Here is a 14979-nt window from a genome sequence, read left to right on the forward strand (position 1 = left end):
CTCTCATTCGTCCTCGAAGGGGTCCCATTCATCCGGCACTTCTGGAAGCGCCGCCTCTGCCGCTTCGGCCGTTGCCGTCTCGGCTGTTCTGACTTCCGCCACGCGTGCTCCGGGGAAAGCCTCCAGAACCGCCTGCACCAGCGGATTGTTCCGTGCCTCCAGCCGCAGGACTTCCTGCTCCGCGTCGCGTTCTTCTGCAATCGTGCGGCCACCGCCCTCGGAAACGACGGAAACGCCCCAGCGCACGCCGGTCCATCCCTGTAAGCGCCCTGAAAGCCGTGCTGCAAGATCCGGGGGTGCTTCGGGTGTCGGCTGGAATTCGATCCGGCCGGGCGCATAATGGACAAGGCGGAGCGTCGTCTCCACCTCGATCAGCAGTTTCACATCCCGGTTCGCGCGGATGAGCTCGACGACCTGCGGAAAGCTGGCGTAGCGGGCAAGCGACGTTTCCGGTGCGGAGGACAGCGCCATCGCGACGCCCCCGCCCGAGGGTGTAGCGACCGTCCGGGGGCCGGCCTGTGCGGTCTGCGGAAGCGGACGTTCGGCTCCTGCCCGGTTGCCCCGCCCAATTCCAGGTCCGTTTCCCGGGCTGCCGGGGCCGGGCGGAGGCAACGACTGCAGCCTGCGCACCAGATCCTCGGGGGAGGGAAGGTCGGCCACATGTGTCAGCCGGATCACCGTCATTTCAGCGGCCATCATAGCGTTCGGCGCGCGAGAGACCTCCTCCAGCGCCTTCAGCAGCATTTGCCACATCCGGGTCAGGACCCGCATGGAAAGCCGCTCTGCCAGATCCAGCCCCCGCGCGCGCTCGTCCGGCGGAACGGTCGGATCCTCCGCCGCCTCCGGGGTGATGCGGACGATGGAGAGCCAGTGAGTGACCTCCGCCAGATCGCGCAGCACCGCCATCGGATCGGCGCCTGCCGCGTATTGGGCGGAAAGTTCCGCCAGCGCCCCGGCCGCATCTCCCCGCATGATGAGGTCGAAGAGGTCGAGCACCCGCCCCCGATCGGCGAGGCCGAGCATCGCCCGCACCTCCTCCAGCGTGGTTTCGCCCCCGCCATGCGCTATCGCCTGATCGAGCAGGGACATCGCATCCCGCACCGATCCTTCGGACGCCCTCGCGATCAGCGCCAAGGCATCGGCGGCGACAAGGGCGCGCTCGCGTTCCGCCACGCCGGCGAGATAGGGAATCATAACCTCAGGCTCGATCCGGCGAAGATCGAATCGCTGGCAGCGGGACAGCACGGTCACCGGGACCTTGCGGATTTCCGTGGTGGCGAAGATGAACTTAACATGCGGCGGCGGCTCCTCCAGCGTCTTGAGCAGCGCGTTGAACGCGCTGGTCGAGAGCATGTGGACCTCATCGATGATATAGATCTTGTAGCGCGCTGACGCCGCCCGATAATGGACGGAATCTATGATCTCCCGTATGTCGCCGACGCCGGTGCGAGAGGCAGCGTCCATCTCCATCACATCGACATGGCGCCCCTCCGCAATGGCACGGCAGGCGTCGCAGACACCACATGGCTCCGTCGTCGGGCCGCCGGTGCCGTCGGGGCCGGTGCAGTTCAGCCCCTTGGCTATAATCCGGGCCGTGGTCGTCTTGCCCACACCCCTGACGCCGGTCATGATAAAGGCATGGGCGATCCTGTCCGCCGCGAAGGCATTCTTCAGCGTGCGGACCATCGCCTCCTGCCCGATCAAATCGGCGAAGGTCTGGGGCCGGTATTTGCGGGCAAGGACCTGATAGGTCGCCGGGGCGCTGTCGCTGGCAGGCATAAGGAGTGTCCGTCGGAGAGTTCCGCTGAACCTATAGTTTCCCGCCGGGTGTCACAAGACCGCGGCAGGACCAACACAGCTACCGCCCAGAGCGGCTACCCTCCTGGGCGGCCATACCCGACCGTTACATCCTCACGAGACGCCGGACCTGCGAGGCGATGGTGCGCAGCACTTCTGCCTCATCGGCACGCGAATCGCTGGCAAGATCTTCCAGATCATCCACCAGGCAGAGCCTGTTGTACTCACCCTTCACATTCGCGAGAAGCACGGCCACGGCGGTACGGATGGCAACTTCACCCGTATCGCGCGGCATGGGGGAGAAGTGGGAAGCGGGAACAGCACTCATGACACTCAAACCTTAAAAAAAAGCACTTACTGCTGGAAAATGATCTAGCCTTGTCTGCAAAAAGAAAAGTGCAAGTCGCGAAGCAGTTAATTCGCCGGGTGGCTTTTCGGTATCCAAAGCCACCCGGCGTTCGGGCCAGCTTCCCTGCCCACTCATGCCAGATACTCCAAAGAAGTATCTACAGTCATTGATAAAAACACAAAACACTCCTCTTTAGTTCCCTGGCCATGTGAACAACCATAAGGTGAACCTGTTAATCACCGGTGAAAGCAGTGTTTCGAAAAACCCAGCAGGCCAGCCCGCCTTGACGCGATCTTTCCTCGAATTATCTCGCATTCGACGGTTTGAATACGGTGAGGCGGGATGGGCCGGATTGCAGTCTATGCGATGTTCGTCATCGTGGTTCTGGCCATCGGCTTCGGAACGGGGATGACCGTGGAGCCGGGCGGTTGGTATGAGTCGCTGGTCAAGCCCTCCTTTACTCCGCCGAACAGTGTCTTCGGCCCGGTCTGGGGGGTGATGTATCTGCTGATCGCGGTTGCGGGAGCACGCACGTTGCTTAGAGAGCGGACCGAGCGACCCTTCTGGCTCTGGATCATCATCCCAGCTCTGACTTTCATCTGGACGCCCATCTTTTTCGGGGCGCAAATGACGGTGCTTGCGGCAGTGGTGGTGGTGGCCCTTTGGCTCGCCGTCGCGGTGTTCATCCGGGACCGCTGGCAGAAGGACCCGCCAACGGCTTGGATGATGGTGATCTATCTGCTCTGGCTGACCTACGCGACGGCGCTGAACCTGGGCATTGTCTGGCTCAACTGATCATTCCGCAGCTGCACGGCGCGCTGGCGTGTAGTTGAGGATCGGCGCCAGCCAGCGTTCCGCCTCCGCCAGATCCATTCCCTTCCGGCTGGCGTAGTCGGCCACTTGATCCGCCTCCACCCGCGCCACGCCGAAATAGTGCGCGTCGGGATGGGCAAGATAAAGCCCGGAGACGGAGGAGCCGGGCCACATGGCGTAGCTTTCCGTCAGCCGGACGCCGATCCGGGCTTCCGCATCCAGCAGGCGGAACAGCGTGAGCTTTTCCGTATGATCGGGCTGGGCGGGATAGCCGGGGGCGGGGCGGATGCCGCGATACGGCTCCCCAATCAGATCTGTCGGAGCATAGGTCTCATCGGGCGCGTAACCCCACAACTCCTTGCGGACATGTTCGTGCATCCGTTCGGCAAAGGCTTCGGCGAAACGATCGGCCAGCGCCTTGACGAGAATGGCGGAATAATCGTCGTTCGCCCGCTCGAAGCGTTGAGCAATCTCCTGCTCCTCTACCCCGGCGGTGACGACGAAGCCGCCGACATAATCGGGCGCGGAGGGGGAAACGAAATCGGACAGCGCGGTGTTGGGCCGCCCCTCCCGTTTCCATGTCTGCTGGCGAAGGGTGAAGAACGTCGCCAGCTCCGCATTCCGCCCGTCATCCGTGAACAGCCGGATGTCGTCACCCACGGCCTGAGCGGGCCAGAAGCCCACCACGCCCTTGGGAGAGAACCATTTCTCCTCGATGATCCGCGCCAGCATCGCCTGTGCATCATCCCAGAGTGCGCGGGCGGCGACCCCCTGTTTCTCATCTTCCAGAATGGCCGGAAAGCGGCCCTTCATTTCCCATGTCTGGAAGAATGGCGTCCAGTCGATGTAGCGCGCCAACTCCTCGAGACTCCAGTGGTCATAGACCCGCGTGCCGAGAAAGCTGGGCCTCGGCGGCTGGTAGGCGGACCAGTCCGCGTGGAATGCGTTTTCGCGCGCCTTGGTCAGCGGCAGGCGCTGTTTTTCGCGCTCCGACCGGGCATGGGCTTCCGCCACGTTGCGGTATTCGGCGCGCACCGTTTCCACATAGGCGTCCCGGTTGTCGGACAGCAGGCCGGAGACCACGCCAACCGCGCGGCTGGCATCCGTCACATAGACGGCTTGGCCGGCGGTATAGTTCGGGTGGATTTTCACCGCCGTGTGCACGCGCGACGTGGTGGCCCCCCCGATCAGCAGCGGGATCTCGAAGCCCTCCCGCTCCATCTCCGCCGCCACATGCGCCATCTCGTCCAGCGACGGCGTGATGAGGCCGGAGAGACCGATCACATCTACGCCCTTCTCCCTTGCGGTGGCGAGGATCTTTTCCGCCGGGACCATGACGCCGAGGTCGATGATCTCGTAATTGTTGCAGGCCAGCACGACGCCGACGATGTTCTTGCCTATGTCGTGGACATCGCCCTTCACGGTGGCCATCAGAACCTTGCCCGCGGTTTGCCGCCCCTCGCCCTTTTCGGCCTCCATGTAGGGCAGCAGAACCGCAACTGCCTGTTTCATGACGCGGGCGGATTTCACTACCTGCGGCAGGAACATCTTGCCCGCGCCGAACAGGTCGCCCACCACGTTCATCCCGGCCATCAGCGGCCCTTCGATGACGTGGAGCGGCCGGTCGGCCGCCAGCCGCGCCTCCTCCGTATCCGCATCGATGAATTCGGTGATGCCGTTGACCAGCGCATGCTCCAGCCGCTTCTCCACCGGCCATTCGCGCCAGCCGAGGTCGCGCTCCTTCGCTTCTTTCGCGCCGGTGCCCCGGAAACGCTCGGCGATTTCCAGCATCCGCTCCGTCGCCGTGCCGCCGGCTTTCGGCGCACGGTTCAGGACCACGTCCTCGCAGGCTTCGCGCAGGTCCGGGTCGATCTGGTCATAGACGGCGAGCTGGCCCGCGTTGACGATGCCCATGTCCATCCCGGCCTGAATGGCATGGTAGAGGAACACGGCATGCATCGCCTCCCGCACAGGCTCGTTGCCGCGGAAGGAGAAGGAGAGGTTGGACACGCCCCCCGAGATATGGGCGTGGGGCAGGGTCGCCCGGATCTTGCGCGTGGCCTCGATGAAATCGACGCCGTAGTTGTCATGCTCCTCGATGCCCGTCGCCACCGCGAAGATGTTCGGGTCGAAGATGATGTCTTCTGGCGGGAAATCGACTTCCTCGGTGAGGATGCGGTAGGCGCGGGTGCAGATCTCGACTTTTCGCGCCTCGGTATCCGCCTGCCCCGTCTCGTCGAACGCCATTACGACCACCGATGCGCCATAGGCGCGGCAGAGACGCGCATGGTGCAGAAAAGCCTCCTCGCCTTCCTTCAGGGAGATGGAGTTCACCACAGGCTTGCCCTGCACGCATTTCAGCCCGGCCTCGATCACCTCCCATTTGGAGCTGTCGATCATTACCGGCACGCGTGCGATGTCCGGCTCCGCCGCGATGAGGTTGAGATAGGTGGTCATCGCCTTCTGCGAGTCGATGAGCCCCTCGTCCATGTTGATGTCGATGATCTGGGCGCCGTTCTCCACCTGATCGCGGGCCACGTCCAGCGCAGCGGCATAATCCCCGTTGGTGATGAGCTTGCGGAAGCGCGCGGAGCCGGTGACATTCGTCCGCTCCCCCACGTTCACGAAAGGAATGTCAGGGGTCAGCACGAAGGGCTCCAGCCCCGAAAGACGCATTCTGACCGGCACGTTCGGCAGGGCACGGGGTGCCTCCGCCGCCACTGTCTCCGCGATGGCGGCGATATGCTCGGGCGTCGAACCGCAGCAGCCCCCCACCACGTTGATGAGCCCGTCGCGCGCGAAATCGGCGATCTGCTCGGCCATCTGGTCGGGCGTTTCGTCATAGGCGCCCATCTCGTTCGGCAGGCCCGCGTTTGGATAGGCGCAGATGAACGTCTCGGCCACGCCCGACAATTCCGCCAGGTGAGGCCGCATGGCGCGGGCACCAAGCGCGCAGTTCAGCCCCACCGTGAAGGGCCGCGCATGACGGACGGAGTTCCAGAACGCGGTCGGCGTCTGACCTGAAAGCGTGCGCCCGGACAAGTCGGTGATCGTGCCCGAGATCATCACCGGCAGGCGCAGGCCGGTTTCCGCAAAGACCTCCTCGCAGGCAAAGATCGCCGCCTTGGCGTTCAGCGTGTCAAAGATCGTCTCGATCAGGATCAGGTCGGCCCCGCCTTCGGCCAGCCCGCGGATCTGCTCGCCATAGGCGATGCGCAGGTCGTCGAACGTCACGGCACGGAAGCCCGGATCGTTCACGTCCGGGCTGATGGAGGCGGTGCGGTTCGTCGGCCCCACCGCGCCCGCGACCCAGCGGGGCCGCCCGTCCTCGGCCGTCGCCCGGTCCATCGCGCGGCGGGCGATGCGCGCGCCTTCCCGGTTCAGATCGCGGACGAGATGCTCCATGCCGTAATCGGCCTGCGCGATGGTGGTGGAGGAAAAGGTGTTCGTCTCCACGATATCCGCGCCCGCTCTGGCGTAGCGGTAGTGGATTTCCTCGATCGCCTTCGGCTGGGTCAGGATCAGCAGGTCGTTGTTGCCCTTCTGCGGCTTCTCGCCGTTCACGCTGTGGCAGCCGCATCCACATCCAGCGCCGTGGCCGTGAAAATCCTCCTCCGACAGGCCCAGCCCCTGAATTTGCGTGCCCATCGCTCCGTCGAGGATCAGGATACGCTCCCGTGCGGCGGCGGTGAGCGCGTCGAAGACGGGGGAGCGGAGCGGTTTTGCGGCACGGGTCATGGCGGACCTCCCGTAAAATCTGGGGCAAGGGGCGGATCGTTCCTGTTACGCCCTAACATAGTCACCCCGCAACCACATGCGAACCGCGTCTTTGCCTGCGGCTTGCTCTTTTCGGGGCCGCACGGCACGGTTGCGAGCGGCGCTGGAGAGGTACCGGGAGGGGACCAATGCATCCGGGACTGATCTGCCTTGTGGCGGGCTATCTGCTCAGCCAGTTCTACCGCTCGTTTCTCGCCGTGCTGGCGCCCGTGCTCGCACAGGATATCGGCGCGACGCCGGAGGTTCTGGCGCGGGCCTCCGGCTTCTGGTTCCTTGCGTTCGCCGCCTGCCAGCTTCCCATCGGCTGGGCGCTGGACAGGATCGGGCCGCGGCTGACCTCCGGCATTCTGCTAGGGCTCTGCGGTGGCGGCGGGGCGCTGATGGTGGCGAATGCACGGGGAAGTGGCGAACTTGATCTCGGAATGGCGTTGATCGGTGTGGGATGCGCGCCGATTCTGGTCGCAAGCTATTATATCCTCGCACGGGAGTTTCCGCCGCGCCTGTTCGCGACAATGGCCAGCGCCATGATCGGTCTTGGCATGATGGGTGATCTCGGCGCCTCACTGCCGCTTGCCTGGTCCACGGCGGCCTTCGGCTGGCGGGCGACGATGGGCGGGGTGGCTGTCCTCACTGTCACGGTCGCCGTCGCTGTGCTGATCTTTGTGCGCGATCCAGCGCGGCTGGCACCTGCGACCGGTGATGCACAGGGGCTTCTGCGGGTGCTACGGTCCAGGCCGCTCTGGCTGGTGATGGCGATTCTGGTCGTGGGGTATGCGCCGGTCGCAGCGTTGCGGGGGCTTTGGGTCGGTCCTTATCTGGAGGCGATCCATCATCTCGACCCGGCAGGGATCGGACTCGTGACCAGCGGAATGGCCATGGCGATGGCGGCGGGGACTTTTGCCTACGGGCCGCTCGACCGCGTTCTCGGTACGCGCAAATGGGTGGTGCTGGGCGGTGCGCTCGGCACGGCGGCATGTTTCGCGCTGCTCGCCACGGAGAGCAGTCCGCATCTGTTCCGCGACGTGGTTCTGCTGCTGCTCGCCGGGTTCTTCGGCATGAGCTATGGGTTGCAGATGGCGCATGGCCGCGCCTTTTTTCCTCCACATCTGACGGGCCGGGGCGTGGCTGTGCTGAACCTGTTTTCCGTGGGCGCGGTGGGGCTGTTTCAGATGCTCTCGGGCCGTATCTTCGCCGCCGTGAGGCCGGCAGGCGAAGGGGTGGCCTATTCCGCTATCTTCGGCTTTCTGGCTCTCAGCATCGTGGTGGGATGCGCCGTCTATGCCTTCGCGCCTGACCGGACGGATTGATAGCATTCCTGAGCGAATCTGGCCGGGAGCCGTCCTGCCCGCAGCATGGGATGCGGTGCAGAACGTCGGGGGGAGGCGGTTGTTCCCCTGCGTCGACGGCTCAAGGGGAGTTTCCGGCGGAGGGATGTCTGCGCCATTCCATGACGTGTGGCTCCAACTCTAACAGGCAACTGAAGAAGGCTTTCTGGCTTGTGTTGGGGCGGAAATCATTCGCTATGTGACGAAATCCAACCGGAAATCACTATACTTCCGGCCGTTTCCACGCCCATTTTACGATTTCCGGCACACAGGCATGACATTTCAGGACTTTTTCAGCAGCCTGCTAGGTCCTTGAAAGAAAGGGTTCAATGCAAAACACCGCCCGATGGACGGGCGGTGTTTTGGCAGATGGAGACACGTCGGGGCCAGTTAGCGCGGGCTTCAGGAAGGACCGACGGTGAAACACTGGATATTGCGGGCCTGAAGCCTGCGGCACGCCAGATCGGCGGTGTCCTGGGTCAGCCCCATGAAGGTCGCATCAAAGCCGGTCGGACGCTGCACCACCTTGCGGAGCCCATCGCTCAACGTCCCCATTTCGCTCAGCGCGGTGCGCAGAAGAACCTTCTCCGCTTCGTATCGGGAATTGAAGCGCCCGAGATTCACACCCCAGAACCGCCCACCGGACGTCGAGAGCCGAGTAACGACTTCCGGCCCTTCCGGAGGGGCAGGTGCCAACGCTGCGGCCTGCGGTTTGGCCGTTGGCTGCTTGTGGACCGCAGCCGTCGCGAGGGCCGGGCGCGAAGGCGGCGCGGGAACCGCCGCTGCCAGAACCATTTCGCGCGCGGGAACCACAGGAGCGGGTGAGGCGACCGTATCGGCGGATGAATCACCCTCTTCCTCGATAGCGGCCTCATCCTCACCCTCGCTGGCAAAGGGCAGGGCGGGCCGGGCGTCGGGCGCTACCGATGCCATGACAAGCGAGGCGGAGGCCCGCCGTGCCGGTGCATCGTGAACCTCTGCCACCACGCTCGAGATATTTTCCCGGATCGCAGCGATAAGCGCGGGATCTGGCGCCCGTTCAGGCCGTTTGGCGGGGCGGGTGCTGGAGGGGGGGGCCATTGCACTTGCTTGCGGCGCCGCGAGGGCCACCTGAATCGCGCGAGAGGCATCTATATTCGGCATGGAAGAGGCACGGGAAAGAGGCGCGGGAACGGGTTCAGGGTCCGCCTGCGCGACCAGCGCTTCGCTCACCGGGGCACGCGTCGGTGCCTTCTTGAAGCCGATGTCCAGCAATTCCGCCATTTTGGCATTCCGTGCAGGCGTGGACGCCGCACCAAAGACCGTGGCGATGATCCGCTTGCCTCCCCGTTCCGCAGAGGCGGTCAGGTTGAAGCCCGCGGCATTGGTGAAGCCGGTCTTGATCCCGTCCGCGCCCTTGTAGGCGTCAAGGAAGCGGCGGTTGGTATTGGCCACCTGCGCGATACCGGCGTCCGACGCACGCCGAGAAAAGATATTGTAATATTGCGGAAAATCGTAGAACAGCCGCCGCCCAAGAATGGTCATGTCACGCGCGGTGGACATGTGCCCGGCCTTGGTTAGGCCGTTGGCGTTCTGGAACGTGGTATTGGTCATGCCGATCTGCTTGGCCGTCCGGTTCATCCGCTCAGCGAAGGCGGTTTCGCTCCCGCCGATCAGTTCGCCCAGCGTCGTTGCCGCATCGTTTGCGGACCGCAGCGCCGCCGCGCGGATCAGATAGCGCACCGCGATCTTCTGGCCCGGTTTCAGGCCGAGTCGCGAGGGGGGTTCCGACGCCGCGTTACGGGTGACCGTCGCCCGGGTATCGAGCGATATCTCTCCCCGTTCGATCGCCTGGAAGGTGATGTAGAGCGTCATCATCTTCGTCAGCGACGCCGGGTGGAGCCGGGTCGTGGCGTTCTCTTCGTAAAGCACCTCACCCGAACGGGCGTCGATGACATAGGCCGCGAAAGGCGCGGCGCGTCCCATGAGTGGGAGAAGCGTCATTAGGCAGGCCATGCCCGCCAGGAACAGCCCATGACGGGCCGAAAGCCCCAGCTTACGGATCACTGCTCGTCCTCGTTCTGCCGCGGACCCCGTCGTTCGTCGCGAGGTCTCGTTGATATGGAGGGACGGTAACATGGGCTTCCTCCTTTGGGAAACCCTATGTTTATCGGTGAGTTGTCGCCAATTCCTTAACCGGCCCCCATATTTCGTGGCGGTTCCGCCGATACGCCCCCACCGAAGGCGGTTTCCTGCCGTCACGCCCCCGTGATTTCGGCGATCAGGCTCTCCAGCACGCCGAGATGGGGAATCACACGGAAGCGCGACTGTTGCTCCGGCGCATCATCGTGTTCCAGCTCCCACGTCAGATCATGGGGCACATGCACGCCCCAGCCGCCTGCCGCAAGCGCGGGAATCACGTCGGAGCGGAGCGAATTGCCGATCATCATCGCCTCGCCTTCCCGCGCGCCATGCCGGGCAAAGAGCGCGCGGTAGATCTCCGCCGTCTTGTTGGAGACGATCTCGACCGCGTCGAAATGCGGCCCCAGCCCCGACTGGGCGAGCTTGCGCTCCTGATCCAGCAGGTCGCCCTTGGTGATGAGCACGAGCCGATAGCGCCCGGCGAGCTGCGTCACTGCCTCCTCCGCATGTGGCAGCAGGTCGATGGGATGGCGGAGCATGTCCTGACCGGCTTCGATCAGCTCGCGGATCACACGGGCGGGGACCCGCTCCTCCGTCACCTCGATGGCCGTTTCGATCATCGACAGCACGAATCCCTTGATGCCGAAGCCATAGGAGCCGAGGTTGCGCCGCTCCGCCGCGATCAGGCGTCTATGCAGTTCCTCCTGCGCGACGTAGTCCGCAAGCAGCCCCGCGAAACGATCTTGCGTCAGCCGGAAGAAGGTCTCGTTCTGCCAGAGCGTATCATCCGCATCGAAGCCGATCACCTGCAACATGGCGTGCCCTTTTTTCCCGCGACCTTTCGCGCTATATCTTTGGCGACACCCTTCATCCTTCCCTCCGCTTCGGAGACAGTCCGTTGAGCCTGCCCATGATCCGTGCTCCCTTCACGATGTCCTCGCGCAAGGACAGTCCTGACAGTGATGCCTCGGTCATCACCAAGACTAAGCCGAAGACGCAGCGGCCACCGCTTTACAAGGTGATGCTGCTGAACGACGACTATACCCCCATGGAATTCGTCGTGCATGTGCTGGAGCGGTTCTTCGGCCTGTCCCATTCGCAGGCCTTCGAGATCATGCTGACAGTGCACAAAAAAGGCCTCGCCGTCGTGGGTGTGTTCAGCCATGAGGTTGCGGAGACGAAGGTCGCGCAGGTGATGGATTTCGCCCGCCGTCACCAACACCCCCTGCAATGCACCATGGAGAAGGAATGACGCGGGACATCCCCCGTCATTCCACCGAAGAATGACAGACATCAGACTTTCGCTCGCCATCGAGGCAGGCGTCTTTGCGGTGCCCGATACGGGCACCATTCTCGTGCTCCGGCCCCACGCCGGGGCGGATCTTTCGGCGCTGCCGAAGGAGCGCGTGCGCATCGTGCAGGGCTTCCGGCCCGATTACGATGCATTTGTCGCTGCCGGCTATGCCGTTACGCCGGAAGCGGAGGGACAGCATGGTGCGGCGGTGGTCGTTCTGCCCCGGTCACGGGTTGAGGGGCGTGCGCTCATCGCGGCCGCTGTGGTCAGCCTGCCTGCGGGCGCGCCTGTCATTATCGACGGGGCGCGGACCGATGGCGTGGAAGGCATCCTCCGCGAAGTCCGTACGCGGGTGACGGTGGGAGAAGTGATTTCCAAGGCGCATGGCAAGATCTTCGCCTTTGCCGCGCCGGAGGCTTCCGTCTTCGCCGACTGGGAGGCGCGGACCACCGTTCTTGAAGACGGATCGGTGACGCTGCCGGGGATATTCTCCGCCGATGGGCCGGATCCGGGGTCGGCGCTGCTGGCGGCGAGCCTGCCGGAGAAGCTTGTCGGGGTGGGCGCCGATCTGGGGGCGGGTTGGGGCTATCTGGCAAAGGCGGTTCTGACGCGACCCGGCGTCAGTCAGCTCGATCTGATCGAAGCGGAGCATGCGGCGCTGGACTGCGCGCGCCAGAACGTGAGCGATCCTCGGGCCGCCTTTGTCTGGGCGGACGCGACACGTTATCAACCACCCCACCGCTATGACTTCATCCTCTCCAACCCGCCGTTCCATACCGGCCGTGCCGCCGATCCGGCGCTTGGCGCGGCGTTCATCCGGGCGGCCGCACGGATGTTGACCCCGTCGGGAGCGTTCTGGATGGTGGCGAACCGGCATCTCCCCTATGAGGCGACCCTTCGCGACGCCTTCCGCGAGGTGGAGGAGATCGCCGGCACCGGAGCCTTCAAGATCTTCCGCGCGAGCCGCGCGGCAGTCGCCACACGCCCCGCTTCCGGCCGATCTGGCGCGGCCGTCCAGCGCCGACGGCCCGCGAGATGAGCTTTTCCATCGCGGGAAAGACGGCCATCGTCACCGGAACCGCCACGGGGCTGGGCCTCGCCATCGCCCGTCACTTCGTGGAACGCGGCGCGAATGTCATGTTCGCGGAGGCCGATGAGCAGCGGCTTCTGTCGCGCGTGGGCAACGAGGTGGATGCCGATAGCGGCCCGCTCCGCTTCTTTGTGGCGGACACGCGCCGCAAACTGGCGGTGACCAACCTCATTTCCGCAACCTATGACGCGTTCGAGCGGGTGGACATCCTTGTGAACGCCGGGTTCTTCATGCAGCCCTCGGAAGATGTGCTGGACCCGGAGTGCGACGGTGTCGAGGAACTCTGGCAGACGAACGTGCTCCCGGCACTCCGGCTTTCCCAGCAGGTTGCCCGTCGCATGGTCGCACAGACGGAGGCAGATGCGCTGGCCGAAGGGGAGGCAGGTTCGATCATCACACTCTCCTCCATTGCCGCCCGTCGCACGCGGCCGGAGATGCTGGCTGCCTCCATCGCCGCCTCCGGCGTGGAGCAGGTGACGCGCTCCCTGGCGCTGGCGCTGGCGCCGAAACGGATCAGGGTCAACGCGCTCGCCCTTGGCAGCGTGATGACGGAAACTCTCCAAGGCGCCATCCGTGAGACGCCGGATTACCGTGACGAAGTCATTTCCCACACGCCCACGGGCCGGATCGCAGGCGCGCGCGAGGTTGTGGAGGCCGTGCAGTTCCTGGCCTCCGAAGCGGCATCCTTCATGACGGGGGAGGTGCTGACCCTTGATGGCGGGCGCTCGCTTCTCGATACCGTGCCTTTCGTCACCGGGCGGGCCTGACGGCGCGGCAATCCCGTTGCACAGCGGGCAGTCATCGCCTAAATCCCGATCATGGCACGCAGACTGATCCTCATTCACCCCGATCCGAGGCTCCGCAAGGTTGCGGAACCGGTGACGGAAATCACGCCCGAACTGGCGGAACTGGCGGACGACATGCTCGCCACGATGTACGACGCGCCGGGCATCGGTCTCGCCGCGCCGCAGATCGGCGTATCGAAGAGGTTGATCGTGCTGGACTGCGTGAAGGAGGCGGAGAGCGAGCCACGTCCCATCGCCATGTTCAATCCCGAAATCCTCTGGAGTTCGGAGGAACGCAGCGTCTATGAGGAAGGCTGCCTGTCCATTCCCGACCAGTACGCGGAAGTGGAGCGCCCGGCCGAGGTGGAAGTGCGCTGGCTCGACCGGGAGGGGCTGGTTCAGCAGGAACGTTTCTCGGGGCTTTGGGCCACCTGCGTCCAACACGAGATCGATCACCTCGATGGTAGGTTGTTCATCGACTATCTCAAACCGCTGCGCCGGCAGATGATCACCCGGAAGATGGAAAAGCTGAAGCGGGAGCGGGCGCGGGCATGAGCCGCCGCAGCATCCTGTGCTGGCCCGACCCGGCGCTCCGCCGCGTCGCCGCGCCGGTGGAGGAGATCACCGCGGAGATCCGCGATCTGGCCGCGGATCTGCTCGACACGATGTACGCTGCTCCCGGGCGCGGTCTGGCCGCCACCCAGATCGGCGCGATGCACCGCGTTTTCGTGATGGATGCGGAATGGAAGACCGGCCCTGCCAATCCTGTCATCATGCTGAACCCGGAGATCGTCTGGTCCGCGCCGGAACGCGCGCTTTGCGATGAGGGTTGCCTGTCGCTCCCCGGTATCGTGGTGACGGTCGAGCGTCCCGCAGAGGTGAGGCTGCGCTGGCAGACATTGTGCGGCGGACTGCGCGAAGAAAGCTACCGGGGCTTTGCCGCCGCCTGTGTGCAACATGAGCGGGATCATCTCGACGGGCAGCTCTGCATCGACCTCATCGGTGAGGAGGCACGGGCGATGATCGCGCCGGCGCTCCGCCTGCTGGAGACTTCCGCATGATCCGCCCCTTTCTGCCTTGGCCTGACCGCAGGCTCCGCACGGCGGCAGCACCCGTCACGGAAGTGACGGAGGAGACGCGGACCATCTGGAACGACATGATCGAGACGATGGACGCCATGCCGGGTTACGGGCTGGCGGGGCCGCAGGTCGGCGTGATGCAGCGGCTGGCGGTGGTGGATTGCTCGGAGGCGCGGGGACAGGCCGTGCGTCTGGCAAACCCGGAGATCCTGCATGCCTCCGGGCAGTTGCGTATGCATGAGGAAGCCAGCCCAAATCTGCCCGGCGTCTTCGCTGCCATCGAGCGGCCCCGTGCCGTGACCGTCCGGTTCCTGAATGAGCAGGGTGAGCTTGAGCAGAGGGATTTCGTCGGTCTGTGGGCCACCTCCGTGCAGCATCAGATCGACCATCTCGACGGACGCATGTATTTCGACCGGCTGTCTCCCCTGAAGCGGCGGATGCTGCTGGCGAAGGCGGAAAAAATCACCCGGCGTGCCTGAAAAGACGCTCCGCCTCGCAGTCGGTGGTTTCCGCCCCGCAGGGCGAACGCCTCGGCACTGGACAAGGACA

The 14979-nt window shown here is 64.6% G+C and carries 13 protein-coding genes; 8 read left to right on the plus strand and 5 right to left on the minus strand.

Translation table 11 applies throughout. The annotated features are described in order from the left end of the window. Positions 1-3: 3 nt before the first annotated feature. Together CG51_RS04240 and CG51_RS04245 are read right to left on the minus strand one after the other, a co-directional pair. A complete protein-coding gene (locus tag CG51_RS04240) occupies positions 4-1779 on the minus strand; it encodes a DNA polymerase III subunit gamma/tau (protein ID WP_035742295.1) in 1776 nt (591 codons plus the stop codon). 124 nt (positions 1780-1903) lie between these two features. Further along, a complete protein-coding gene (locus tag CG51_RS04245) occupies positions 1904-2125 on the minus strand; it encodes a hypothetical protein (RefSeq protein ID WP_143412842.1) in 222 nt (73 codons plus the stop codon). Between the two features lie 363 nt (positions 2126-2488). On the opposite strand from CG51_RS04245, the gene CG51_RS04250 reads away from it, so the two are divergent. Further along, a complete protein-coding gene (locus CG51_RS04250; RefSeq protein WP_035742300.1) occupies positions 2489-2941 on the plus strand; it encodes a TspO/MBR family protein in 453 nt (150 codons plus the stop codon). Here the strand turns inward: CG51_RS04250 and metH are convergent, their stop codons facing one another. Next, positions 2942-6697: a methionine synthase gene (gene metH, locus CG51_RS04255; protein ID WP_035742302.1), complete on the minus strand. Its 3756-nt coding sequence runs from the start codon at positions 6695-6697 to the stop codon at positions 2942-2944. It abuts the gene before it with no gap. Positions 6698-6864: 167 nt separating this feature from the next. On the opposite strand from metH, the gene CG51_RS04260 reads away from it, so the two are divergent. Further along, positions 6865-8043, plus strand: coding sequence for an MFS transporter (locus CG51_RS04260; protein ID WP_035742303.1), 1179 nt, complete (start codon positions 6865-6867; stop codon positions 8041-8043). Between the two features lie 420 nt (positions 8044-8463). On the opposite strand, the gene CG51_RS04265 is transcribed toward CG51_RS04260, so the two are convergent. Together CG51_RS04265 and CG51_RS04270 are read right to left on the minus strand one after the other, a co-directional pair. Next, positions 8464-10056 carry a D-alanyl-D-alanine carboxypeptidase family protein gene (locus CG51_RS04265; RefSeq protein ID WP_084695056.1) on the minus strand — a complete coding sequence of 531 codons (1593 nt, stop codon included), beginning with the start codon at positions 10054-10056 and terminating at the stop codon, positions 8464-8466. 242 nt (positions 10057-10298) lie between these two features. Then, positions 10299-10997 (minus strand): HAD family hydrolase, encoded by a 699-nt coding sequence (locus CG51_RS04270; protein WP_035742309.1) that lies wholly within the window; start codon positions 10995-10997, stop codon positions 10299-10301. A 116-nt stretch (positions 10998-11113) separates the two neighbouring features. Here CG51_RS04270 and clpS point away from each other — a divergent pair, with 116 nt between their 5' ends. The 6 genes from clpS to def (CG51_RS04300) are packed head-to-tail and all read left to right on the plus strand — an operon-like array spanning position 11114 to position 14909. Continuing rightward, entirely contained in the window at positions 11114-11434 is a 321-nt protein-coding gene (gene clpS, locus CG51_RS04275) for an ATP-dependent Clp protease adapter ClpS (RefSeq protein WP_088216640.1), read from the plus strand. A 31-nt stretch (positions 11435-11465) separates the two neighbouring features. Beyond that, positions 11466-12515 carry a class I SAM-dependent methyltransferase gene (locus tag CG51_RS04280; RefSeq protein ID WP_051930042.1) on the plus strand — a complete coding sequence of 350 codons (1050 nt, stop codon included), beginning with the start codon at positions 11466-11468 and terminating at the stop codon, positions 12513-12515. Further along, positions 12512-13333, plus strand: coding sequence for an SDR family NAD(P)-dependent oxidoreductase (locus CG51_RS04285; RefSeq protein WP_035742312.1), 822 nt, complete (start codon positions 12512-12514; stop codon positions 13331-13333). The genes CG51_RS04280 and CG51_RS04285 overlap by 4 nt, the downstream gene beginning before the upstream one ends. A 51-nt stretch (positions 13334-13384) precedes the next feature. Beyond that, positions 13385-13906, plus strand: coding sequence for a peptide deformylase (def, locus tag CG51_RS04290; RefSeq protein ID WP_035742316.1), 522 nt, complete (start codon positions 13385-13387; stop codon positions 13904-13906). Further along, on the plus strand, positions 13903-14412 hold the full coding sequence (def, locus tag CG51_RS04295; RefSeq protein WP_035742319.1) for a peptide deformylase: 510 nt from the start codon (positions 13903-13905) through the stop codon (positions 14410-14412). Before def (CG51_RS04290) ends, def (CG51_RS04295) begins: the two co-directional genes overlap by 4 nt. Beyond that, positions 14409-14909 (plus strand): peptide deformylase, encoded by a 501-nt coding sequence (gene def, locus CG51_RS04300; protein ID WP_035742322.1) that lies wholly within the window; start codon positions 14409-14411, stop codon positions 14907-14909. Before def (CG51_RS04295) ends, def (CG51_RS04300) begins: the two co-directional genes overlap by 4 nt. Positions 14910-14979 lie beyond the last annotated feature (70 nt).

Origin of the sequence: Haematobacter missouriensis (genome assembly GCF_000740775.1) — a bacterium.
GTDB lineage: Bacteria > Pseudomonadota > Alphaproteobacteria > Rhodobacterales > Rhodobacteraceae > Haematobacter > Haematobacter missouriensis.

Excerpts from the sequence above, each read along its gene's own strand:
- CG51_RS04280 (WP_051930042.1), top strand. The coding sequence starts at position 11,466 with ATGACAGACATCAGACTTTCGCTCGCCATCGAGGCAGGCGTCTTTGCG.
- def (WP_035742322.1), top strand. The coding sequence starts at position 14,409 with ATGATCCGCCCCTTTCTGCCTTGGCCTGACCGCAGGCTCCGCACGGCG.
- CG51_RS04285 (WP_035742312.1), top strand. The coding sequence starts at position 12,512 with ATGAGCTTTTCCATCGCGGGAAAGACGGCCATCGTCACCGGAACCGCC.
- CG51_RS04245 (WP_143412842.1), bottom strand. The coding sequence starts at position 2,125 with ATGAGTGCTGTTCCCGCTTCCCACTTCTCCCCCATGCCGCGCGATACG.
- CG51_RS04250 (WP_035742300.1), top strand. The coding sequence starts at position 2,489 with ATGGGCCGGATTGCAGTCTATGCGATGTTCGTCATCGTGGTTCTGGCC.
- def (WP_035742316.1), top strand. The coding sequence starts at position 13,385 with ATGGCACGCAGACTGATCCTCATTCACCCCGATCCGAGGCTCCGCAAG.
- CG51_RS04270 (WP_035742309.1), bottom strand. The coding sequence starts at position 10,997 with ATGTTGCAGGTGATCGGCTTCGATGCGGATGATACGCTCTGGCAGAAC.
- metH (WP_035742302.1), bottom strand. The coding sequence starts at position 6,697 with ATGACCCGTGCCGCAAAACCGCTCCGCTCCCCCGTCTTCGACGCGCTC.
- clpS (WP_088216640.1), top strand. The coding sequence starts at position 11,114 with ATGTCCTCGCGCAAGGACAGTCCTGACAGTGATGCCTCGGTCATCACC.
- CG51_RS04265 (WP_084695056.1), bottom strand. The coding sequence starts at position 10,056 with ATGGCCTGCCTAATGACGCTTCTCCCACTCATGGGACGCGCCGCGCCT.
- CG51_RS04260 (WP_035742303.1), top strand. The coding sequence starts at position 6,865 with ATGCATCCGGGACTGATCTGCCTTGTGGCGGGCTATCTGCTCAGCCAG.
- def (WP_035742319.1), top strand. The coding sequence starts at position 13,903 with ATGAGCCGCCGCAGCATCCTGTGCTGGCCCGACCCGGCGCTCCGCCGC.
- CG51_RS04240 (WP_035742295.1), bottom strand. The coding sequence starts at position 1,779 with ATGCCTGCCAGCGACAGCGCCCCGGCGACCTATCAGGTCCTTGCCCGC.